The organism is Anaeromassilibacillus sp. An172, from assembly GCF_002160515.1.
Taxonomy (GTDB): Bacteria; Bacillota; Clostridia; order Oscillospirales; family Acutalibacteraceae; genus Limousia; species Limousia pullorum.
The window spans coordinates 18,744-41,951 of the sequence record NZ_NFKS01000002.1 but is presented as its reverse complement, the minus strand read 5'-3'; the positions used below and the strand labels follow the sequence as shown (position 1 = coordinate 41,951).

The 23,208-nt window shown below is 40.7% G+C and carries 14 protein-coding genes and 1 tRNA gene; 2 read left to right on the top strand and 13 right to left on the bottom strand.

The window, feature by feature from the left end:
• Nucleotides 1-33 precede the first annotated feature (33 nt).
• The 5 genes from B5F08_RS01360 to bcp all read right to left on the bottom strand — a co-directional run bounded on the left by B5F08_RS01360 (nt 34) and on the right by bcp (nt 8,124).
• Complete coding sequence (locus tag B5F08_RS01360; RefSeq protein WP_158096174.1) at nt 34-4,635, bottom strand: lamin tail domain-containing protein; 4,602 nt, start codon at nt 4,633-4,635, stop codon at nt 34-36.
• Between the two features lie 170 nt (nt 4,636-4,805).
• A complete protein-coding gene (spoIVB, locus tag B5F08_RS01355; protein ID WP_087376038.1) occupies nt 4,806-5,894 on the bottom strand; it encodes a SpoIVB peptidase in 1,089 nt (362 codons plus the stop codon).
• 189 nt (nt 5,895-6,083) lie between these two features.
• The gene (locus B5F08_RS01350; protein WP_087376037.1) at nt 6,084-6,668 is read right to left on the bottom strand and encodes a sugar O-acetyltransferase; all 585 of its coding nucleotides are present in this window, start codon (nt 6,666-6,668) and stop codon (nt 6,084-6,086) included.
• A gap of 11 nt (nt 6,669-6,679) precedes the next feature.
• Complete coding sequence (locus B5F08_RS01345) at nt 6,680-7,609, bottom strand: alpha/beta hydrolase (protein WP_204245146.1); 930 nt, start codon at nt 7,607-7,609, stop codon at nt 6,680-6,682.
• A 53-nt stretch (nt 7,610-7,662) separates the two neighbouring features.
• Nucleotides 7,663-8,124 (bottom strand): thioredoxin-dependent thiol peroxidase, encoded by a 462-nt coding sequence (bcp, locus tag B5F08_RS01340; protein ID WP_087376036.1) that lies wholly within the window; start codon nt 8,122-8,124, stop codon nt 7,663-7,665.
• A gap of 299 nt (nt 8,125-8,423) precedes the next feature.
• Here bcp and B5F08_RS01335 point away from each other — a divergent pair, with 299 nt between their 5' ends.
• Nucleotides 8,424-8,969 carry a hypothetical protein gene (locus tag B5F08_RS01335; RefSeq protein ID WP_087376035.1) on the top strand — a complete coding sequence of 182 codons (546 nt, stop codon included), beginning with the start codon at nt 8,424-8,426 and terminating at the stop codon, nt 8,967-8,969.
• A 94-nt stretch (nt 8,970-9,063) separates the two neighbouring features.
• Here the strand turns inward: B5F08_RS01335 and B5F08_RS01330 are convergent, their stop codons facing one another.
• Nucleotides 9,064-9,438, bottom strand: a complete 375-nt coding sequence (locus B5F08_RS01330) for a PH domain-containing protein (RefSeq protein ID WP_087376034.1) — start codon at nt 9,436-9,438, stop codon at nt 9,064-9,066.
• 75 nt (nt 9,439-9,513) lie between these two features.
• Complete coding sequence (locus B5F08_RS01325) at nt 9,514-10,335, bottom strand: MerR family transcriptional regulator (RefSeq protein WP_087376033.1); 822 nt, start codon at nt 10,333-10,335, stop codon at nt 9,514-9,516.
• An 88-nt stretch (nt 10,336-10,423) separates the two neighbouring features.
• Here B5F08_RS01325 and B5F08_RS01320 point away from each other — a divergent pair, with 88 nt between their 5' ends.
• Nucleotides 10,424-11,752, top strand: coding sequence for an MATE family efflux transporter (locus B5F08_RS01320; protein WP_087376032.1), 1,329 nt, complete (start codon nt 10,424-10,426; stop codon nt 11,750-11,752).
• 38 nt (nt 11,753-11,790) lie between these two features.
• On the opposite strand, the gene B5F08_RS01315 is transcribed toward B5F08_RS01320, so the two are convergent.
• The 6 genes from B5F08_RS01315 to gltB form a co-directional block, all read right to left on the bottom strand.
• A tRNA-Ala gene (locus B5F08_RS01315) sits at nt 11,791-11,866 on the bottom strand.
• Nucleotides 11,867-11,988: 122 nt separating this feature from the next.
• The gene (locus B5F08_RS01310; protein ID WP_087376031.1) at nt 11,989-14,277 is read right to left on the bottom strand and encodes a hypothetical protein; all 2,289 of its coding nucleotides are present in this window, start codon (nt 14,275-14,277) and stop codon (nt 11,989-11,991) included.
• 235 nt (nt 14,278-14,512) lie between these two features.
• Nucleotides 14,513-16,414 (bottom strand): ribosomal protection-like ABC-F family protein, encoded by a 1,902-nt coding sequence (gene abc-f / locus B5F08_RS01305; protein WP_087376030.1) that lies wholly within the window; start codon nt 16,412-16,414, stop codon nt 14,513-14,515.
• Nucleotides 16,415-16,552: 138 nt separating this feature from the next.
• A complete protein-coding gene (locus tag B5F08_RS01300) occupies nt 16,553-16,990 on the bottom strand; it encodes a potassium channel family protein (RefSeq protein WP_087376029.1) in 438 nt (145 codons plus the stop codon).
• Between the two features lie 117 nt (nt 16,991-17,107).
• Entirely contained in the window at nt 17,108-18,595 is a 1,488-nt protein-coding gene (locus tag B5F08_RS01295; protein WP_087376028.1) for a glutamate synthase subunit beta, read from the bottom strand.
• 11 nt (nt 18,596-18,606) lie between these two features.
• Nucleotides 18,607-23,130 (bottom strand): glutamate synthase large subunit, encoded by a 4,524-nt coding sequence (gene gltB / locus B5F08_RS01290; protein WP_087376027.1) that lies wholly within the window; start codon nt 23,128-23,130, stop codon nt 18,607-18,609.
• Nucleotides 23,131-23,208: the final 78 nt, after the last annotated feature.

Below are 23,208 nucleotides of genomic sequence, written 5' to 3'. Positions count from 1 at the left end.
TAATGAATTAGGAATGGTTTTGATTATTTTCAATTACTCCATTTTTGCTGCAATTCTCTGAATTTTACTTGCATCGTCTATGTTGACAACTCCGTCCTTGTTTATATCAGCTATTGCTGTATCCAAGTCACCGTACTTATCAGAGCCTGCAAGATGGAGCTGAATTATTGTTGCGTCCATAACTGTGACTTTTCCGTCATTGTTCAGGTCGCCCAAAAGCTTCTCATTGCCTACAGTTACATAGGAAACCTTGCTTCTTGTAATTCCTCCGAACTGGTCTGTAACCTCTGCGTACCAGCCGTTTCTGCCTTCCGGTGCATTCTCCCAAACTACGGAAGCTGTTTCACCGCTCTTAACATTTTCAACTGTACCGATTACATCGTTAGTGAGAACCTCTGCGGTAAATCCGCTTGTGGAAACTGTCTTTGTTTCAGGAGTTATTCCCAAATCTGCAAAGCTGATTTCAAAATCCTCTTCACCTACAATGCCTTCTCCGCCTATTCCCGGATAATCCTTTGCATTGTAGTCGTCAAGTGACGGTGAATAAGTCTTTATAATTATTTTTTCGCCCTCGCAGTCGAAGTGCATAAGTCTGATATATCCCATGCCGCCTTCTGTCAGTCCCTGATAGTCGAAGAGCATCTGGTAAACATTTCTGTCGTTTACTCCGTCTCCGTCGTCATCAAACTGAGAAACTACTGTCTGTGCGTTGTGGTAGTGTCCGGAAAGCACCATGCGTACATTTGGATTTACTGAAACAACCTCGTCATAAACTCTCTGAGGTTCTTCGCCAAGACCGCCGCTGGCAAGGAGATATTCATGGAAGTTGAGTATTGCTATTCTGTCAGGATACTGTGCAAGAACATCGTTCATCCACTTAATCTCTTCGTCGCCTATTCCCCAGCCTGTAAATATCATTATGAAGTCTATTCCGTCAACTGTAATAAGGTCGTAATGTCCTCTGTTGTCCTTGTAGCTTCCGCCGTACCAAGGATTTGAGCTGTATCTGTCCTCACCGAAATATTGGGAGAATTTTGAGTAGTCGCCGCTTAAATGTCCTACGTCGTGGTTACCTGCAAGTATTCCGTAGGGGAAGTTTGTTTCATCAAGCTTCTTGTATGCATTGTCTGCATTTATCCACTCTGAGTCGATAGGCTCGTCGTCTATAATATCTCCGTCATGGAAAAGATACTGAATATTCATTCTTGAACGGTTTGCAATAAGCCAGTCGTGTATATCGTTTTGATACTGATATTTTCCTATTGCACCAGGGTTATCCGGTGTATCCTCGTTGTAATACTGTGTATCGCTTTCTATTGCGAATGTGAAGTCGTAAAGGCTTCTGTCCAAATCGTCAGGGTTTGATGTTGTTATATTTTCATTGTCGGAAGGTATTGCCGGCTCTCCCTCAGCGTACTGAGTAGGTGTATAGCCTTCGCCGTTTTGTACCATTACCTTTACAACATTATCTGACACGTGAGCTGCGGCAGGTATTGTAGCTTCAAGAGTTGAAGTTCCGTTTTCTGTTATAAGCTCTGCATCTGTCTTGTCCCAGCTGTTTGTGTCTGTATTGTATACATAAAGGTAAGTTGCGTTATTGTTTGTTTCTCCGCTCCAGCTTATTCTGATGTTTTCGTCAGCTTCAATTCCCTTTGGAAGTGAAATTTCAAACTGCTGGTAAGGGAAACCGTCTCCTGTATTCTCTTCAAAAACATTTTCGGAAGTTCCTGCTGTATCGCTTATTCCCTCTGAACCTGTTATGTTACTGTCGCCAAGACTATAAAGCTCGCCCTGCTTAAATACAACATTCATGTCATCCCCTGTTGGGTCGTCAACCTTTACGGAAAGTACAGGGTCAGTGTCTGTTTCTGAACCGTCCTCAGGCTTACCGTCTGAGATATCCGGATTTTCCTCAGGGATTATAAATGTGATTGTTTTATCTGTGGTATTTGAGCATTTATCAGTAACATTGAACTGGAGTGTGTGCTCGCCTGATTCCATGTCCACTCCGTTTATGTCCATTGGAAGCTCTACAGCCTCACCGTCAAGCTTTACGGTTGATGCGGCAATTCCTGAACCTGCGTCTGTGATATCTGCGGAAATTGTGAAGCTGCCCTTATAGGTCTTGCCATCCTCAATATTGCAGTCAACCTGAGGAGCTGTGTTATCAACATTTACTTTTACTGTCTTTGTCTCTCCGTTAAGTTCGGCGGTTACTGTGTGCTCGCCATCCTCAGCGGACTTTGTATCGAAATCATATGCAAGGCTGTTAAAGGATGAGTCATCCACTGTAAACACTGCATTGAGTATTTCTATTTTACCTGAGGAGTCGCCCATGCTTATAACCTTTGCCGGTTCTTCAAAGCCTGCCGCTCTCAGTGTCTTTCCGTCAGGAAGAATAAGTCTTATATTCTTTACAACAAAGTCGTCGTTGTTTTCCTCGTTGTGCTCAAGGGCATTTGCTTTGTTTCCTGCGTGAATGTCAATCTGAATTGTTTCGCCTTTGGTGAAATACTGAGGGTCTACATCGTAAACTATTGTCTGCCAGTTCTCATATGTTCCCTCGTTGAAAATTCCCAGAACATCGTCGCCTATTGCAACTGCATTTTTGAAGAATGTATCTGTCTGACTTACTTCAAAGACAAACTTTGCATTGTTCTCTATTGACGGATATGCAAGTGAAGTAACATCCTCGCCATCAACAGTCATCTTTGTACCTGTTGTTATAACCTGTTTTGTGCCTGAGATATACTCCCCGTCCTCAACATTGAACTTTAAGCTTTCCTGTGAAACTGAGGTTGAAACTGTCTTTGCAACAGGTGTTGTAACTGTGTTAAATCCGTCGCTGATTACAAAATAGTATTCAAAATATCTTTTTGCTGTAAGGTCGATAGACTCAAGAGTCTGTGTGAACTTGTCGCCCTCTGTTCTGAAAAGATTGTATCTTTCAAAGTTTTCAGTTGTGTTGTCATGATAGTAAAGGGAAACTGATTTTATTGTTGTTTCCTCTGACTTTGCTTCAACTGCGAATGTAAGGGCTTCTTCGTCTGTAAATGTGTCAGGTGTAAGGTCTGTGTATGAAGGCTCATTTTCAGGAACCTTTACCTCTGCCATTTCCGGCTTCTGGTCGTCTGCAACTGTTCCCGGTGTCGGTACAGCGTCGTCTGCTGTCATTACGCTTTCACCTGAGTAAATGTCATATTTAAAAGTTATTGTTTTGTCGGCGTTTGTGTTGTCCTCGCCGTTCATGTTGTATGCTACAAAGTCAAGCTCATCATGTACAGCTGAGGTAAGACGCAAAGCACGTGCTCCGCTGTTTGCCATACCGCCGCTTTCAATGCAGAAGAGATTTTCATTTTCTTTTAAATCTGTTCCGAATTTCTGGTTGAAATCATCTGCGGTGAGGCTGTCATTCTTGCCGTTTTTAACCCAAAGAACTGCACATTCTCCGGATTTTATTATTGTATCCTCATCAAAGCTTGCCCACTGAACATCGCTTTCGTCGCCGTTGTCCGGGTAATTGTAGTAGAGGATATAATCCTTGAGATTTACATTTTCATTGGAGTTATTGTAAATCTCTATAAACTCGTATGCGTCGGCGCCGTCAACATTGGAGCTGTCCGGAAGAATCTCTGTAACTGTAAGTACAGGGATTGTACTTTTGTCTATCTCTCCGTCAAGAACCTTTACTGTTTTTTTATCGGTTTTTACGATTTCAATACCGTTGCTGCACTGTACATACCAACTGAAAGAAGCACATCCGTTTACATCTGTGTAAGGAACTTCTCCCACAAGTTTGCTGTCCTGATATTTTACATCATAGGATTTATATTCTTCCCAGTCATCCGCTTTTACAAAAAGCTCTGCTGAAAATACCGCTTCATTATTTTCAGAAACAACCTCTGCCTGCCATGCCTTGTTAAATTCCTGTACATTGGAAGCAGATACAGTCACGCTGAAGTTTTCGGAAAAGCTATAGGATACATCAGGCTTTTGTTCCTCTGAGATTTCACCGGGTGTTGCCTTTGTGCTGTAACCAAGTCTTGTTTCCTCTATGCTGTTTTCATCATAGGCAAAGGTTATACCGTTGTTAAGCTCTACAAGCTTTACATCATTATCGTTGTATTTTACGCTTGCAAGCTGTGTTCCGGTTTTTGTGAGAAGCTCTAAAACTCTTTCCTTGCTGTTGTGGAAACCGTCGCTGTGAATTGTGGCGAGATTTTCACCCAATACAAAGGATGTGCCGTAGTAAGCGTTAAAATCATCTGCTGTAAGCTCTGAATTTTTTCCGTTTAAAATCCAAAATACCAGTGTTTCACCCGGCTCGATTTTAAGACCGCTCTGGTCGGGAGTCCATATGTCGGTGTTGTTGTACCTAACTGTAAAATCGTCCATTGAAAGAGTTTTATCGGATGTGTTGTAAATCTCGAAGAACTCATAAGCGTCGGATGAATTTACATTATCTGTATCCGGCGTTACCTCTGTGATTATCAAAGGTGTGCGCATACCGGTATCTTTTGTTTCATTGGCAGATACCGCAACTGTAGCTGAAGTTGAAGCCATAAGAACAGCCAACACACAGCTTACAAATCTTCTTTTCAGATGTTTAATATTCTTTGCAAACATCAGTTTCATACCTTTGTTTACTCTCCTTTCAGTTCTTAACATCATTTTTCTCAGGATATTCAATCCTTTATTATTTTAGCAAAGTGAATTTTCTTCATCTATCCAATTACTGTAAAGTGTTTGAAAAATTTTATTAACATAAAAAAGTTTCCGCAGACTCTCCACGGAAACTTTTATTTTTACTGATTTACTTCATCGGATATTTCAAGCATGTTTTCTATAAATATACCATAGCCTTTTTCCGGCTGGTTTACAAATACATGGGTTACTGCGCCCACAAGCTTCCCGTTTTGAATAATGGGACTGCCGCTCATTCCCTGAACTATTCCTCCGGTCTTTTCCAAAAGCTCTGTATCTGTTATTTTTATTACCATGTTTTTGGTCTTTTCATCACCGGAGTTGACCTTTTCAATATATACGTCATAGTATTGGGGAGTTGTTCCCTCTATGGTGCAGTAAATCTGAGCTTGTCCCTGCTGTACCTCTTCCTTACCTGCAATCTCTATTGCCTGTCTGTTATATGTGGGGTCTATCTCGCATATTCCGTAAAGTCCAAGCTCACAGTTTACTGCTGCCTCGCCTATTATGTCGGAATTGAAATAGCCTTTAAGCCCTCCGGCTTCTCCTTTTACGGATTTTTCAGCGTCGGTTATTGTGGCTGACATAATCTGACCTTTTTCTACAGGTATTATCTCCTCTGTGTCGGTGTCGCAGATACCGTGACCCAATGAACCAAAGGATGAGTTTTCCGTATCATAATAGGTTATAGTTCCCAGTCCTGCGGCGCTGTCCCTTATCCACATTCCGGCACGTGTTATACCTTGGCTGTCCTTTACAGGATACAGTGTTGTTTCAAATTCTTCATCTCCACGCTGTATCTGCAAAGCTATCCCCTTTTCATCTGCCCGGGAAATAATTTCCGACAGCTGTTCATTGGACTGAAGCTTTTGGGAGTTTGCATAGGTTATAATGTCGCTTTCCTGTATTCCGGCTTCCTTTGCCGGAGATTTCTTGCCTGAGTCGGTTTCAACCTCTGATATTTCAACCACCATCACCCCTTTTGAATAAAGCTTAATTCCGAAAGCATCTCCTCCAAGAATCACTTGTCTTGAGGATGTTTCTTCGGCTATTACATTTTTTCCCACCGGGTCAGCCTGATTTTCCATTGGATAAAAAACAGGAAAAAATGAAAAAGCTATTACAAGGTACATGGCGGCAATTAGTTTTCTCGCATCTTTAATTTTTTCGTTATTAAAAATTTTAATCACCTTCTTTCAATTATATTTTTCCCTTTTTAAATCAAATAGAAAAGGAAATTGTCTCTTAGTATTATTTTCTTTTAAAATGAAAAAAGCCGATGAAAATAATCATCAGCTTTTCTAAAATCTTTTATATTTTTATTTGTTTTTCATTACCAAGTTTTTCATATTAGCGGTTAATATATTATTGCACGGATATCACTTATTTTCCTTTACAACTCTGCAAGGATTTCCGTATGCTATGACATTATCCGGTATATCCTTTGTAACGACGCTGCCTGCGCCGATTACAACATTATCACCTATTGTCACTCCCGGAAGAACAATAGCTCCTCCGCCAATCCACACGTTATTTCCTATAATAATAGGCGCCGTCTGGGTTTTGCAAAACTCAACAGAACCGTCGTTTTTCATCTCGCCGAAGCGTTCTTTTGCGCTTAACGGATGAAAAGCTGTATAAAGCTGTACGTTTGGAGCTATAAGCACATTGTCTCCAATAATTATTTTATTATCATCGAGGAACGTGCAGTTCATATTGACTTCGCAGTTATTGCCAAAGAAAATATTGTTTCCGTAATCCACATAGAAAGGAGATGTAATCCATAGATTAGAACCAAAACCACCCAGCAACTCTTTTAATATACTAAGTTTTTCTTCCCTTTTCTCTGAATCGGTATTATTGTATTTTCTTACCAGGTTCTTTCCTCTATGCCACATTTCCAAAAGTTCTTGATCTGAGCCGTCGTAAAACTCACCGGCAAGCATTTTTTCTCTTTCAGTCATTTAAAGTTCTCCTATTCATTCAGCCACAGGTTCAGCGTATCGAGAATATCACTGTAAACAGCTTCTTTTCCCTTTTCGTTGATTATCTCATGGCGCATATCTTCAAATATTCTGTATGTAATATTTTCATATCCCATAGCCTTTAGATGTTCAATGGATGAGATGAAAAGCTTTTCGTTTACCATACATGGGTCGTTTCTGCCGGATAAAAAGCGTATTGGCAAATGAGGATTTTGAACTTTCCAGCCATCATTAGAATATGTTTTTGAAAGCAGTTCAAGCAATGCCTTGTATCCGTTAAAGGTAAAGGAAAAATTGCAAAGAGGGTCTTCGTTATACTCATGCACAACATCCAAATCACTGCAAATCCAGGAATTAGGAATGTTATCCTTTCTGAAATTCCTTTGAAGGGCATTTACAAACACATTATTCACAACAACACTTCTTCCGTGATCTCCGTGTGCTTTTATGAGATAATCGTCAAACATATTCCCAAATCTTCCCCATGGGTTATTGCTTGGACTGCCGCATACAAACAGACCCGACAGTTCCTTATCATTTTCTTTCAGGTAACATCTTGCGCCCAAAGAACCCATACTGTGACCCAAAAGAAAAACCTTTAAACCGGGCAGAGAATTTTTTCCGTATTCTGTCACGGCGTGGATGTCTTCAACCAAAGAGTCCGCTCCGTTTTCATAAAAATAACCAAGGTCGTCATATCCACGGACACTTTTTCCGTGTCCTCTGTGGTCATGTATTATACAGGCAAAACCGTTTTCGTTGAGAAATCGTATAAACGGCAGATAACGCTCTTTGTGTTCGCACATTCCGTGAGAAATCTGCACCAGTGCTTTTGGATTTTCCGGCTTTGTCATTATAGCCGAAAGGGGAAGTCCGTCGCAGGGCGATTCAACAGTAAAATACAGTCTTTCTATTTTCAAATTATGTCACTCCCAACAGCAGCATTAAAACCGCAAGGATAATCTATTATAATTTATTCTATTCCCAAATATGCAAGAATTTCTGTGGCGTTGTTGTCAGGTTTTACTTTTTCCCAAACCTTTTCGATTTCACCTTTCTCATCTATAAGATAAGTGGTTCTGACAACACCCATAGAAACTTTTCCGTAGAGCTTCTTTTCCTTCCATACATCGTATGCTTTTATGGCGGAAAGCTCAGGGTCGCTTAAAAGAATAAAAGGCAGACTGTGCTTCAATGCAAAGTTTCCGTGAGATTTTACACTGTCCTTGCTTATTCCTATAACGGCAATTCCGTTTTCGGTATATTTATCATATGATGAAGAAAAAGCGCATGCCTGTCTTGTACATCCCGGTGTGTTGTCCTTTGGATAAAAATAAACTACTACCTTTTTGCCCATAAAATCTGACAGTGAAACCATGTTTCCGTCTTTATCACTTAAAGTAAAATCAGGTGCTTTCATTCCCGCTTGCAGCATAATTATCTCCTCCGTTTTTGTTTTTCATTATATCATAAATATCTAAAAACGTACAGTATTTTATTAAAAAATAAAACAAAATTAACAGATTTTATTTTTTTGAAACCTCCGAGAAAATTATGTTTATTTGTCGTATACAAGTGTTTCGCCACATCAAAATGCATTTAGCCACAACTTAATTGACTGCCATGTTTTCAGATGATATAATCCACCCTGTGATTAGACACTGGTTTTTTACATATGTATAAGTGTTTACCACAAAAACAAATTCAGACTAAATTTAAAGAGAGGTAATTATTATGAAGGCTAAGAAAATTTTTGCAGTTCTCTGCGCTTGCGCTATCGCTATGTTCGCTTTCACCGGCTGCTCAGGCAACGATACAGAAACTACAGAAAACACTACAGAAATCACTTCAACCGAAGCTTCTACAACCGATACAACCGAAGACAAAACAGCAGAGAATATTTCCGAAAGCAACGCTGACGAAGCTTCTTTCACAGGTACATATTCTCCAAAGACCGTTACCGATTCAGAAGGTACTGAAATGACCTACGAGGAATATGTGTCTCAGGCGGCAATCGCTCAGGGTTTTGAAGAAGGCTCAGAGGATTACAACTCCTTTGTATCTTCAAGCGAGGCCAAGTATGTGTTTAACGATGACGGCACAGTTACAGCTTCAATGGGCGATCAGGAAAACAGCGGCACATATGTGTTTAACGGTGACTCTGTTCTCACCACAACCTTTGACGGTGTTGAAACTCAGTACACATATGATAAAGCTCAAAATACACTTACAGCTACAGACCCTGACACAGGAATTACAATCGTTCTGTCTATAGTTTAATTAAATAATATGATAATTCGTGCGGCTGTTTTCAGCCGCATTTCTTTTTGACTCATAAAGAAAAAGACACGGAATAAACCGTGTCTTTTTTGTATCAAAGCATATGTCTGCTTATCATCTGTCCAATTTCCACTATGTCAGAGTTTCCTGTAAACTCAAAAGTAACTCTTCCTACTCCGCTGAAAAACAGCTGCAATTCGCTGTCCATATCAAGAACACCGGAGGTTTCTATTGAAAAAACAGATATTTTACTGTAAGGCATAATGGTGTAATCTCTTTTCTTTCCTGTTACTCCCTGAATATTCACAGATATAAATCTTCTGTTTGTAAATACAACATAATCACGAACGCTTTTGTAAACACCTATTATTTCTTCCTTAGGAATCAGCAAAGCTAAAATATTATTGTCAACCTTTTCATCTTTGACTTTTCTAAGCTTAAACACGTCGCCGTTTTCAAAGTCTATCATTCAATAAACCCTCCTTAAATCTTAATATCATAATCAAATGTTATCAGTTTAGAAATAAAAAGTCAATATTTATTTTTATTCCAAAACTTTTACCGAAATTCTCACCACTGTTTCCTTATATGTTTTTACCGCCAGCAAATCCACTGTTTCCTCTTCAAAAAATTCTTTTTCAAACACCAAACCATTGTCAAGAGAATAATTATATAATATCCTGTATGATTTTTCTATTTTTTCATAACCGCCTGTGTGATACACGGAAAGGTATTTTCCTTTTTTCTTTACAAGCTTTTCGGAACCTGTGTGAAAGGCTCTGTTTATGGGTTTAAGATAAAATCTGCTGTTTTCAAATCTGATTTCATTTTCAGAAAAAACCGGCTCGCTTACAAAACCCACTGTGTTGTATGTTGCCGTAAACAGGTTTTTATCTATAAGACGTGATATCTTCGTAACCATTTCCACATCGTCAAAGGAACCCAGCTCTTCCGAACAGAAATATTCCTCGTCCTCTTCCTGATATGTTTCAAACACCACTCCTCTTTTTTCTTCAAAAGAGGCTATATTGGTTTTCTTTTCTATGAAGATTTTCTTTATATTCTCAAGCTTTCTAATTTTTTCGTCTATAACAGGCATCTGACGTTCCATAAGCTCTGCAAAATTTTCGGGACTTCTGTTGTTTAAATATTCCTTTATATCCTTTAAGGTCATTCCCAAATCACAGAGCGCATCTATCACAAGAAAAGTATCGTACTGCATTGCATGGTAATATCTGTACCCGTTTTCGCCTATGTACTGAGGTGAAAAAACTCCCACCTTATCGTAATGATAAAGCGTATCCTTTCCTACATTGCAAAGGGCTGCAAATTCACCTGTTGTAAAGTATACTTTTTTATTTTTCATCAAATCACCTATTGACTATTGTGTTACCCTATACTTTATAATATCATCTGCAAAGAGAAAAATCAAATAAATTGTCGGAGGTATTGACATGAACAACAATCTTGCAAAGGAGTTTGATTTAAAATCTCTGCTCAGATTTTCTGCTCCGTCCATTGCAATGATGGTATTTACATCTCTTTACACAATAGTGGACGGAATGTTCGTTTCTAACCTTGTAGGTACCGACGCACTGTCGGCAATAAACATATGCTATCCCCTGTTAAGTCTTTTTTATGCCATAAGTATTATGTTTTCTACAGGCGGATGCGCAGTTGTATCAATCCAGCTTGGTGAAGGAAATTCCAAAAAAGCTAACAGGCTCTTTGCTTTTATTACCTTGTCAGCTCTTGTGGTCACTGCGGCTTTAGCAGTTGTCAGTTTTATTTTTTTAGAACCACTTCTCACCTTTTTGGGATGCAGTGAAACACTTATGCCCTTATGCAAAAGCTATTTGTCGGTTCTTTTGGTGTTTGCTCCCGTGCTTACTCTTCAAATACTTTTTCAAAGCTTTTTTGTTGCCGCAGGAAAACCTGCTTTGGGTCTGATTTTAACTGTTTCCGCAGGTATTTCAAATATGATTTTAGACTATGTTTTTATGGCTCATTTCAACAGCGGTATTTCAGGCGCCGCCCTTGCCACTGCGGCAGGATATTTTATTCCTGCAATAGGCGGAGTGATATTTTTCCTTAAAAACAGAAATGGCCTTTGCTTCTCTCTTCCGCAGGCAGACTTTAAAGCCTTATTAAAAAGCTGTACAAACGGCTCTTCTGAAATGGTCACAAACCTTTCCACAAGCATCACCACAATGCTTTTTAACATCACAATGATGAAACACCTGGGAAACGACGGTGTTGCGGCTATTACAGCTGTTTTGTACAGTCAGTTTCTTTTGACTGCGCTGTATCTGGGATTTTCCGTGGGAGTTGCACCTATTCTAAGCTATCACTACGGGGCAGGAAACTGCGCATATCTCAATAAGCTGAAAAGAATTTGCTATAAGTTTGTTTTAGCCACATCGGTGTTGTCCTTTGTACTGGCGTTTTCCATGAGCAATCCGCTGGCAAGTTTGTTTTCCGAAAACAATCAAAATGTACACGAGCTTATAAAGCACGGAATGATGCTGTTTTCTGTGGGATTTATCTTTTCAGGTTTTAATATATTCACATCGGCGTTTTTTACCGCACTTTCAGACGGCTTAACCTCTGCCATTGTTTCTTTTTCAAGAACCTTTTTATTTATCATAGCCGGCCTTTATCTTATGATGGCCATATTAGGAATCGACGGTTTGTGGCTGTCTATACCATTTGCCGAATTGTGCGCATTTGTGATAAGCATTATATTTTTAAAAGCAAAACAAAAAACCATGTTTGAAAAATAGACAAAACAAAAAAGGACTTCAAAACGAAGTCCTTTTATTGGTGGAGACGATCGGGATCGAACCGACTACCTCTTGAATGCCATTCAAGCGCTCTCCCAGGTGAGCTACGCCCCCATAAGACGTTGATTATTATATCATACAGATAAAAAAATTGCAAGCTGTTTTAATATATTTTTTGAGTTTTTAATTGAAAAAGTTAACGGGACACGGATAATAATCCGCATCCCGTTTTTTAATTACTTGTACAAAGTAAGGTTTGTAAATCCGTAAGTCGGTGTTGAGCTTCCGCTTTCTGGGGAAAGTTCAAATCTAAGGTTTGAACCGTAATTAAGTGGTATTTCAAAGGACTGCAAACCGCTGTCACTGGAAATTGTGATTGTGTCCACAAGCTCGTTATCAACATAAACATTGAGAACACCGTTTACATCTTTTCCTCCGTCAACCTTACCCACATTGAAAGTAAGTCTTGAATAGCCGCCGCCTATTTTCATATTAGCTACACCGTTTCCGCTTGCAAACCAACCGTTTGAACTGTAAAGGGTAAAGCCTTCACGGTAGGTTTTGCCGTCAATTTTGAAGCTGCTGGTTGAGCTGTTTGTAAAGGTCTTGAGGTTTGTGCCGTCAGTTGGCGGACACTCTTCCATAAGGCTCACCGGCATATTGGTTTCAATTTCTTCTTTCTTATTGAGAAGCGTTGAATTGTCCGGCAAATCATTCAATGCCTTGTTTATTACAGTAAGGGCAGTTTCATAATTTCCTGCATCCATAAATTCATCGGCACTGCTTACTGCTGCGTTAACGTAGGCGTTTACACATTCGTTTCTGCAATTTGTAAGTGTTTCGTTGTCCGGGAACTGGGCAAGCATTGAATCCATAAGGTCAATAGCGTCCATATATTTTTCAGAAGCTACAAGCTGCTGTGCCTGAGATACCGAAGATGAAATATAACTGTCTGTACAGCTTGACTTGAGATTCAAAAGTGTGCTGTTGTCCGGATACTCTTTCAGAGTTTCATCAATCAAACTCAATGCATCCTTATAGTTTCCTGAATCTATAAGAGAATTTGCGCTTTCAACTGTTTCTGAAATAACTGCCTCTTCCAGACCCTCTTTACAGTTGTCGAGTCTTGCTTTTAACTCTGTATCATTAGGAAGATTTTCAACTGCTTCATTGAGAAGTTCAATAGCTGCTCTGTATTCCTCAACTGTTTCACATCCGCTGGTTCTTGAAAGAATATCTTCCTTATACTTTTCATATGAACGGTCTCTTGACGCAACCGCCTTGCTGTAGTCAGGGTCGCTTTCAATTACCTTGTCAAATTCCTTTGCGGCGGCAATATAATCACCGTTTGTGAAATACTTCTGTCCTGCCGCATAAGCCGCTCTTGACTCTTCCAAAGCCTCTATAGTTTCAAGGGCTTCTTTTGCCTTTTCGATAAATCTGTCGTCATCAAGGGCAATAACGCTGTTCAAAGCAATTTTAGCTTCATCATAGCTTAACACCTTATCACGATGTTCATTTAAAACTTCATCTATATAGGAGTTCATTTTGCCCTCAAAAATCCACATCTGTATAGGTGAATTTTTTACGCTTTCATTATAAATGCTCGCCGCTGTGTCGTATTTCTTATCTGCAAAGGCCGATATAGCTTCGCTGGCTGAGGAATTTATAACAAACTCTGAAAGTCCAAACCATCCTGCCGCAGCTACTATTACTATCAAAACAGGGATAACTACATATCTCTTTTTTGAACCGCTTTTCTTTTTCGGCTTTTCAGGTTCTTCCTCTTCGATTTCTTCAAACTCTTCATCGTAGAATTCTTCTTCAGGAACTCTTTCTTCGCTGTAGCCGTTATCTGTAAATCCATCATCATAGCTTGCTACAAATCCGTCTTCGTAATCTATATCTTCGTCGATTTCTCTTTCTTCTTCCGGCTCTTCCTCCGGTATTTCATTTATGGGAACATAGTTGCTGATAAATTCCTCTGTCTCATCAACATATTCCTCTTCTTCCGGTTCTTCCTCAGCGTCGATAGTTTCAATCTCTTGAATATCTTCCTGCTGTTCCGGTTCTTCCTGAATTTCTTCCTGGCTGTCATCAACAACTTCAGCAGTTTCCTCCTGAAGAACTTCTGTCTGCTCCTCTTCACTGGGCAAAATTCCCGCTTTAATGGCTGCTACTTTAGGAATATAGAAACCGTCGCTTGTGTCAAACTCTTTTCTGAGCTGATGAGCATCTTCCTCTAAACTCTCTGTAACAGAACAGTCATGCCATTCCTCTCCCTCATCGTCTGGAGTATCCAAAGGCTCTGTCAAAGGTTCGGTAAAACCTTCGCCGTCTGTATCAATCTCAACCCCAGAGGAGTCTGTGGCAGTGTCGCTTTCTTCGTTCAACTCTTCGCTGAGTCTTAAAATTTCACGAAGTGAGCTGTCATCATCTTTTAAATATGCGGAAGTATCTGCATTACAAAAAGGACATCTGGAAACATCGTCGTTGAGTTCTCTGCCGCATTTATGACAAAACATCGTCATTCCTCCATTTCCTACCCTTTTTATTACACCTTATTATTATACTTGCTTACACTAACATATTAACATTTCGACGTTTTTTTTGCAATTCTTTTTTTTTACAATAGAAAATCCCATTATTTCACTTATTTTGGTAAATTATCCTTTTGTATTGTATTTTCAATTCACCTTAGAAACACACATGCAGTAAACTCAAAGCCAATAAGTTATAAAATGCACAAAACACAAATAATCAGTCGCTGAGCTCCGCCCACTGCTCGTACAGCTGTTCCTGCTTTGCTTTCAGCTCCTCAAGCTTTCCGGAAAGCTCTATAAGCTTTTGATAGTCGCTTGTTACCTGAGGGTCTGCAAGCTGTTCATTTACCTTTTCCATTTCAAGCTCGGTTTCCTCTATTTCCTGTTCTGTCTTTTTTAGCATGGAACGGCGTTTTCTTTCCTGTGCCTGCATTTCCTTTTTCATTTTATAATCTATAGCGCCTGCGGATTTTTTTGTTTCTGTATGAGTTTTGCCGCTGTCCTGTCCGGATTTTTCAAGGCGTTTTTCCATGTAGTAATCATAGTTTCCAAGATACTCTGTCATACCCTCGGGCTTTAACTCCAAAATCCTGTCTGAAAGCTTGTTTATAAAATATCTGTCGTGGCTTATGATAAGCATTGTGCCCTCATAAGACTTCAAGGACTCTTCCAGCGCCTCTCTTGAGGTTGTATCCAAATGGTTGGTAGGTTCGTCCAAAAGCAGGAAGTTTCCTCCTCCCAGCATAAGCTTTAAAAGTGAAACTCTGGCTCTCTCGCCGCCGCTCATCTGATTTATGGGCTTGAATACCTCGTCGCCTTTGAAAAGGAAAGCTCCCAAGGAGGTTCTAACCTGTGTCTGGGTCATTTTAGGATATTCATCCCATATTTCATCCATTGCGGTCTTTTCCATATTTAGGTTTTCCTGCATCTGGTCGAAATATTCCGTTTCAACCTTTGCTCCGAAATCTATTTCTCCCCTGTCCGCAGGCACGGTTCCCATTATTATTCTGAAAAGTGTGGTCTTGCCGCAGCCGTTGCTGCCCACAATAAATACCTTTTCTCCTTTTCTTATGTGCATGTTCACATTTTCAAAAATCTTCTTTTCTCCAAAGGTCTTTGAAACTCCCTCGCACATCAAAACGTCGTTTCCGCTTTCAGTGTTTGGCTGAAACTTGAACTTTATGTTTTCCAGTTCGCTTTCAGGTACAACAAGGTTTTCCTTTATGCGGTCTATTTCTTTCTGTTTGCTTTCGGCGGTTTTAATGTTTTTCTCACGGTTCCATCTTTTCTGCTGTTCAATGATTCCCTCTATTCTCTTTATTTCCGCCATGTCTTTTTTGTATTTATTTTCAGCGGCCTTTTTTGCCTCTTCCTTTTTTCTTATAAACTCGGTGTAGTTTCCTTTGTACATCTGGAGCTTTTCGTGTTCAAGTTCCATTGTCTTATTTGTAACCGTATCAAGGAAATATCTGTCGTGGCTTATTATAATCGCCGCTCCCTTAAAGTCCCTTATAAAGCTTTCAAGCCAGCCTACAGAATTTATATCCAAATGGTTTGTAGGCTCGTCAAGAAGTATTATGTCAGAACCGGAAAGCAGAAGCTTTGCAAGGCTTAATTTTGAACGCTGTCCTCCGCTTAATTTTTTAACAGGCATATTAAAATCTTCCTGCTTAAATCCCAAGCCTGTGAGAGCTGAGGCTGTTCGGCTTTTATAAACAAGTCCGTCCATAGCCGCAAACTGTTCCGAAAGCTCCGTATGACGCATTATAGTTTTCTCATCTGACCTGCCCATTTCCAAATCAAGATTGAGTCTGTCTATCTCCTCTTCCATTCTTATAAGGTGAGGAAACACGCTTAAAAGCTCGTTATAAACCGTATTTTCCGAATTTGAACAGGCATGCTGTTCCATATATCCTATTTTGAGATTTTTGGATGTAAAGAAGTCTCCTCCGGTCTGCTCCATTTTACCGCAAAGAATTTTAAACAGTGTAGTCTTTCCCACTCCGTTTACACCGATAAAACCCACCTTGTCGGAAGCTTCAATATCAAAACTAACCTGAGAAAACAAGACCCTTTCAGAAAAACTCATTTCCAGATTATGAACACTCAGTACAGCCATGTCTGTTACTCCTTCTTTATATTTCTATTTATATTTTACAATATAAGGATAAATTTAGCAAGTTGTTTTATTTTTCCCGTTTTTATGCCGATGTATAAGAAAATCGGATATTAAACAATACCCGATTTTTCTACATATTTATTTAGCTTCGTTTCCTCTGTTCTTTCTGAATTTTTTTATTTTGGTAGAAAGCTCCTTTAGCTCCTCTTTTGACAGCTTATCCAGGTTTTCAAGCTTATCTGTAATAAGAAGCATACTCTCGTCTGTTCTAACCTTTGTGTACTCCAGAAAATAGCTAACTACAATTCCGGGAACCAAGGCTATTACTATTATACTGTAAATGCTCAAAGCTATTGAAGCTATTCTTCCCACTATTGTCACAGCCACAAAATCTCCGAAGCCTATTGTGGTTGATGTAACATAGCAATACCAAAGGCTGTCCCAAATTCTGGTTATCTCCGGCTCGAACAGCCAGATAACAAACGCCGCCGCAACAAAAAACAAAAGATATCCGAAAATTATTTTGTCCGCCTTTGTGTATTTCATAATCTTCCAAAAAACCTTTGCCTTTTTCATTATCAACACCCCAATAAATTTGTAATGTTTTTTATTATAGCTTACAAAACAAATTTACGCAAGAAAAAACAGAGGAATTGTTTCTTCCCCTGTTTTCTCTTTATCTACAATCAATCATCAAATCATATTGGAGTAACCCATAAGAAAGCGGTCAACCTCTTTAGCGCATTCTCTGCCCTCGGCTATTGCCCACACTACAAGTGACTGTCCTTTTCTTGCATCACCTGCGGCGAATACTTTTGGATTTTCAGTTTTGTAGGAACCTTTTCCTGTTTTAATGCAGTTTCTTTCCGTTGTTTCAACTTCAAATTCCTGTGAAACATATTCCTCACAGCCTGTAAAGCCTGCGGCAATTAAAAGCAAATCACAGTCCAAAACCTTTTCACTGCCCTCAATCTCAACCGGTGAAAATCTGCCTGTTTCCGGATTTCTTTCCCATTTAAGCTCTACTGTGACAATCTGCTTTATATTATTGCTCTCGTCGGCTATGATGTTTTTAACTGTGGTGCAGTAAACTCTCGGGTCCTTTCCGAAAACTGCTATAGCTTCCTCCTGGCCGTAATCGGTTTTCAAAACCTTAGGCCACTGAGGCCATGGATTATTTTTGCTTCTTGTTTTTGGAAGGGGCTCCATCATTTCAAGCTGTACAACGCTGTTACAGCCCTGACGGATACAGGTTCCCACACAGTCGTTGCCTGTGTCACCGCCGCCTACAACTACGACATTTTTGCCTGATGCACTTACACATTTTTTATCCTGCAAATTGGAGTTTAAAAGGCTTTTTGTAACGGAAGTCAAAAAGTCCACCGCAAAGTATACACCGTTTGCATCCATTCCGGAAACATTCAGTGTTCTTGGCTGTTTTGCTCCGCAGCACAGCACAATTGCGTCGTAATTATCCATGAGCTCCTGGACGGAAACATCTCTGCCCACATCGGTATTTACAATAAATCTTATTCCCTCGTGAGCCATAAGCCTTGCTTTTCTGTTTACGATTTTTTTGTCAAGCTTCATATTAGGGATACCGTACATCAGAAGTCCGCCCACTCTGTCCTCTTTTTCATATACTGTGACATTGTGACCTCTTTGGTTAAGCATATCTGCAACGGTAAGTCCCGCAGGGCCTGAACCGATAACGGCTACCCTTTTATCTGTTCTAACCTTTGGAATTCTTGGCTTGATATATCCCTGCTTGTAGCCGTTTTCAATAATTGCCAATTCGTTTTCACGGATTGTTACAGGGTCTGAATCAAGTCCGCAGGTGCAGGCGGCTTCACAGAGAGCCGGACAAACTCTTCCGGTAAATTCCGGAAAATTGTTTGTTTTGAGCAGTCTTGACAATGCGTTTTCCCAGTTGTGGCTGTATATCTCATCGTTCCACTCCGGTATAAGGTTGTGGAGCGGACAGCCTGTAAAACCGCTTTCCAGCATCATTCCCGACTGACAGAAGGGCACGCCGCAGTTCATGCATCTTGCGCCCTGCTGTTCTCTGTCCTCTTTTGAAAGCTGAGGATGGAACTCAGAGAAATCCTTTATTCTCTCAAGGGGACTGCGTGTGGAATTATTCTTTCTTTCAAACTCTAAAAATCCTGTTGGCTTTCCCATAATATCCCTCCTCAGTTGTTTGCTATGGAATAGAATGCCTCGATCTCTGCCTGTTCTCTTGACATTCCCTTTTCTTCCATTTTTCCTATTGCTTTCATCATTTTACTGTAATCATTTGGAATAATCTTTTTAAACTTAGGAAGATATCCCTCGTAATCGTCCAAAATCTTCTTACCGATACTTGAGCCTGTTTCCCTTACGTGATTTTCAATAAGGGTTTTAAGCTCTGCAATATCGTGCTTTTCCTTAACGGCTGTCATTGAAACCATCTCTTTGTTGAGCTTGAGATAAAGTGTATGGTCCTCATCAAGCACATAAGCGATACCGCCGCTCATACCTGCTGCAAAGTTTTTACCGGTTTTACCTAAAATTACCGCTCTGCCGCCTGTCATATACTCACAGCCGTGGTCGCCCACGCCCTCTACAACCGCAAAAGCTCCTGAATTTCTTACGCAGAATCTTTCACCGGCTATACCATTTATATATGCCTCGCCGCTTGTTGCTCCGTAAAGAGCTACGTTTCCTATAATAATATTTTCCTCTGCTTTAAATTTACTCTCCTTTGGAGGCTTTACAACAAGCTTTCCGCCGGAAAGTCCCTTTCCGAAATAGTCGTTGCTGTCGCCCTCGAGCACCATTGTAAGTCCCTTTGGAATAAATGCTCCGAAGGACTGACCTCCGCCGCCGTGACAGTTTACAACATATGTGTCGTCAGGCAATGTGTTCTTATACTTTTCTGTAATCTCAGAACCGAAGATGCTTCCCAAGGTTCTGTTGATACTTGTTACCTTTATATCTATTTTATCGGGATTTCCGTTTTTAATTGATCTTTTGAACTTCTTGCAAATAACGCTTTCGTCCAATGTTTCCTCAAGCTTAAAGTCGTAAACATCTTCCGGGTTGAAATGCACAGCGTTTTCCTCGCCCTTGTAAAGGATTGCGGACAAATCAATCTTTCTGGATTTTTCACTGCTCATGTTCTCCTTTACCTTTATAAGGTCTGTGCGTCCCACAAGCTCATCTACCTTTCTCACTCCAAGCTTTGCCATAAGCTCTCTCAGCTCTTCTGCGATAAAGGTCATAAAGTTTACAACATACTCAGGCTTGCCGCAGAAACGCTTTCTAAGCTCAGGATTCTGTGTGGCAATTCCCACAGGACAGGTGTCTTTGTTGCAGACTCTCATCATAAGACATCCCATTGTGATAAGAGGAGCTGTAGCGAAACCAAATTCCTCTGCGCCCAAAATTGCGGCAATGGCAACATCTCTTCCGCTCATAAGCTTTCCGTCGGCTTCAAGGACAACCTTTGTTCTCAAGCCGTTCTGGATAAGTGTCTGGTGTGCTTCTGCCAAACCAAGCTCCCAAGGAAGTCCTGCATTGTGAATTGAAGTCTGAGGAGCTGCACCTGTTCCTCCGTCATAGCCGGAGATAAGCACAACCTGTGCGCCTGCCTTTGCAACACCTGCGGCGATTGTTCCTACACCTGTCTCAGAAACAAGCTTTACGGAAATTCTCGCCTTTCTGTTGGCGTTTTTAAGGTCGTAAATAAGCTGAGCCAAGTCCTCGATGGAATAAATATCATGGTGAGGAGGAGGTGAGATAAGGGACACACCCGGTGTTGAATATCTTGTCTTTGCAATCCATGGATAAACCTTTTTGCCCGGAAGATGTCCTCCCTCGCCCGGCTTTGCGCCCTGTGCCATTTTAATCTGAATTTCCTTTGCGCTTACCAGATATTCGCTGGTAACGCCGAAACGTCCTGAGGCAACCTGCTTAATTGCGCTTGAACGCTCTGTTCCAAGTCTTTCAGGCTCTTCGCCGCCCTCGCCGGAATTTGACTTGCCTTTCAGCATGTTCATGGCTATCGCCATACACTCGTGGGCTTCCTTAGAAATAGAGCCGTAGGACATAGCTCCCGTTTTAAATCTCTTTACAATCTCAGAAACCGGCTCAACCTCATCTATTGAGATTTCTCCGTTTTCAGGGAAGTTAAACTCCATAAGACCTCTGAGATTAAATGGTGTTTCAGTGTTATCGATTTTATCTGTATAATCTTTAAACTTCTCGTAATTTCCTGTCATTGCGGCTTCTCTCAAGGCAATTATTGTTTCTGCGCTGTAGAGGTGTTCCTCTGTGTCACTGCCGCCTCTGAACTTATGAAGTCCAAGGCTATCCAAGGTTGTGTCAACGCCAAGTCCCAATGGGTCAAAAGCGTGGTTGTGTCTGTACTCCACATCGTCCTCTATATCTTTAAGACCGATACCGCCCACACGGCTTACTGTGTTGGTAAAGTACTTATCTATAACACTTTTCTCAATTCCCACAGCTTCAAAAATCTGTGAGGACTGGTAGGACTGCAAGGTAGAAATACCCATCTTTGCGGCAACCTTTACAACTCCGTGAAGCACTGCAAGGTTGTAATCCCTTATAGCTGTATGATAATCCTTATCAAGCATTCCCTTTTCTATGCACTCGGTAATGCTCTCATGGGCAAGGTACGGGTTTATGGCTCTTGCGCCGTAACCCAGCAAAGCGGCAAAGTGATGAACATTTCTCGGCTCTGCACTTTCGAGAATAATGGAAATTGCTGTTCTCTTCTTTGTTCTTACAAGATACTGCTCCATTGCGGATACTGCCAAAAGTGACGGTATAGCAACATGATTTTCGTCAACTCCCCTGTCGGACAAAATCATAATATTTGCACCGTTTTTATAGGCTCTGTCACAGGCTATGAAAAGATGATCCAAAGCCTTTTCAAGGGAAGTATTTTTATAGTAAAGCAGTGACAAAGTGGCAACCTTAAAGCCCGGCTTGTTCATGCTTCTTATTTTCATAAGGTCAACGGCTGTAAGGATTGGATTTTTAATGCTTACAACCGTGCAGTTTTCAGGCTTTTCCTCCAAAAGGTTTCCGTCTGAACCAACGTAAACGGTGGTATCGGTTACGATTTCCTCTCTGATAGCGTCTATCGGCGGGTTTGTAACCTGTGCGAAAAGCTGTTTGAAATAATTGAAAAGAAGCTGGTGCTTATCGGAAAGCACTGCAAGCGGTGTGTCGATACCCATAGAGGATGTTGGCTCAATTCCGTCTTTAGCCATTGGAAGAACCATGTTTTTGATGTCCTCATAGGTGTAACCGAAAGCCTTGTAAAGTCTGTCTCTCACCTGCTGGCTGTAGTTTTCAACTCTTTTATTTGGAATAGGCAAATCCTCAAGACGAACAAGATGCATATCAATCCATTCGCCGTATGGATTTCTCTGGGCGTAATACTCCTTGCACTCGTCATCGGAAATAAGTCTGCCCTCTTTTGTGTCAACTAAAAGCATTTTGCCCGGCTGCAAACGTGATTTCAAAAGAATTTTTTCCTCTGGGATATCAAGAACGCCGACCTCGGAAGCCAAAATAAGCTCGTCATCCTCGGTAATATAATATCTTGATGGTCTTAAACCGTTTCTGTCAAGGATTGCGCCCACCTTTTCACCGTCGGAGAAAAGAATTGAGGCAGGGCCGTCCCAAGGCTCCATCATTGTTGAGTAGTAGCAGTACAAATCCCTTTTGCTTCTGCTCATCATCTGGTCTTTGCTCCAAGGCTCCGGAATTGTCATCATCATAGCCAACGGAAGCTCCACGCCGTTCATTACAAGGAATTCTATTGTATTGTCAAGCATTGCAGAGTCAGAACCGCAGGCGTTTACAACAGGGAAAATTTTGTCCATGTCCTCTTCCGGCATAACCGGTGAAAACATTGTTTCCTCACGTGCCAACATTCTGTCCACGTTGCCCCTTATTGTATTGATTTCTCCGTTGTGGAGAATAAATCTGTTTGGATGTGCTCTTTCCCAGCTTGGGTTTGTGTTTGTGGAAAATCTTGAGTGAACCATTGCTATAGCGGACTGATACTCCTCCCTCTGCAAATCAGGATAGAAAAGTCTCAACTGATTTACAAGGAACATTCCCTTATAAACTACAGTTCTTGAGGAAAGTGAAACCACATATGTGTTGTCGTTGCTCTGTTCAAAAACCCTTCTCACAATATAAAGGCGTCTGTCAAACTCAATACCTCTTTTTGTGTTTTCAGGGCGTTTGATAAAGCACTGCATAATAAAAGGCATACAGTCTCTCGCTCTGTTTCCGAGAATCTCCGGACATACGGGAACCTCTCTCCAGCCCAAAAACTCCAAGCCTTCCTTGACTGCGATTACCTCGAACATCTTTTTAGCCTGATTTCTCTCGAGCTTTTCCTGTGGGAAGAAAAACATTCCCACTCCGTAATCTCCCTTTTCCGGAAGATTTATTCCAAGGCTTTTACATTCAGGCTGAAAGAAGCTATGGGAAACATTGACCATAATGCCGACGCCGTCTCCTGTTTCTCCGGATGCGTCCTTGCCGGCTCTGTGTTCCAGTCTTTCAACAATCTTTAAAGCGTCGTCAACTATTTTGTGTGACGCTTTTCCTTTTATATTTACAACCGCACCGATACCGCAGGCATCATGTTCAAAACGTGAGTCGTAAAGAGTCTGACCGGTTTTTGCCATAATAACAACCTCATTTCTCGTGCATTTTTCTGAAATACTTTGTAATTTTACTTTTAAAAAACAAAAAACGGCACAGGT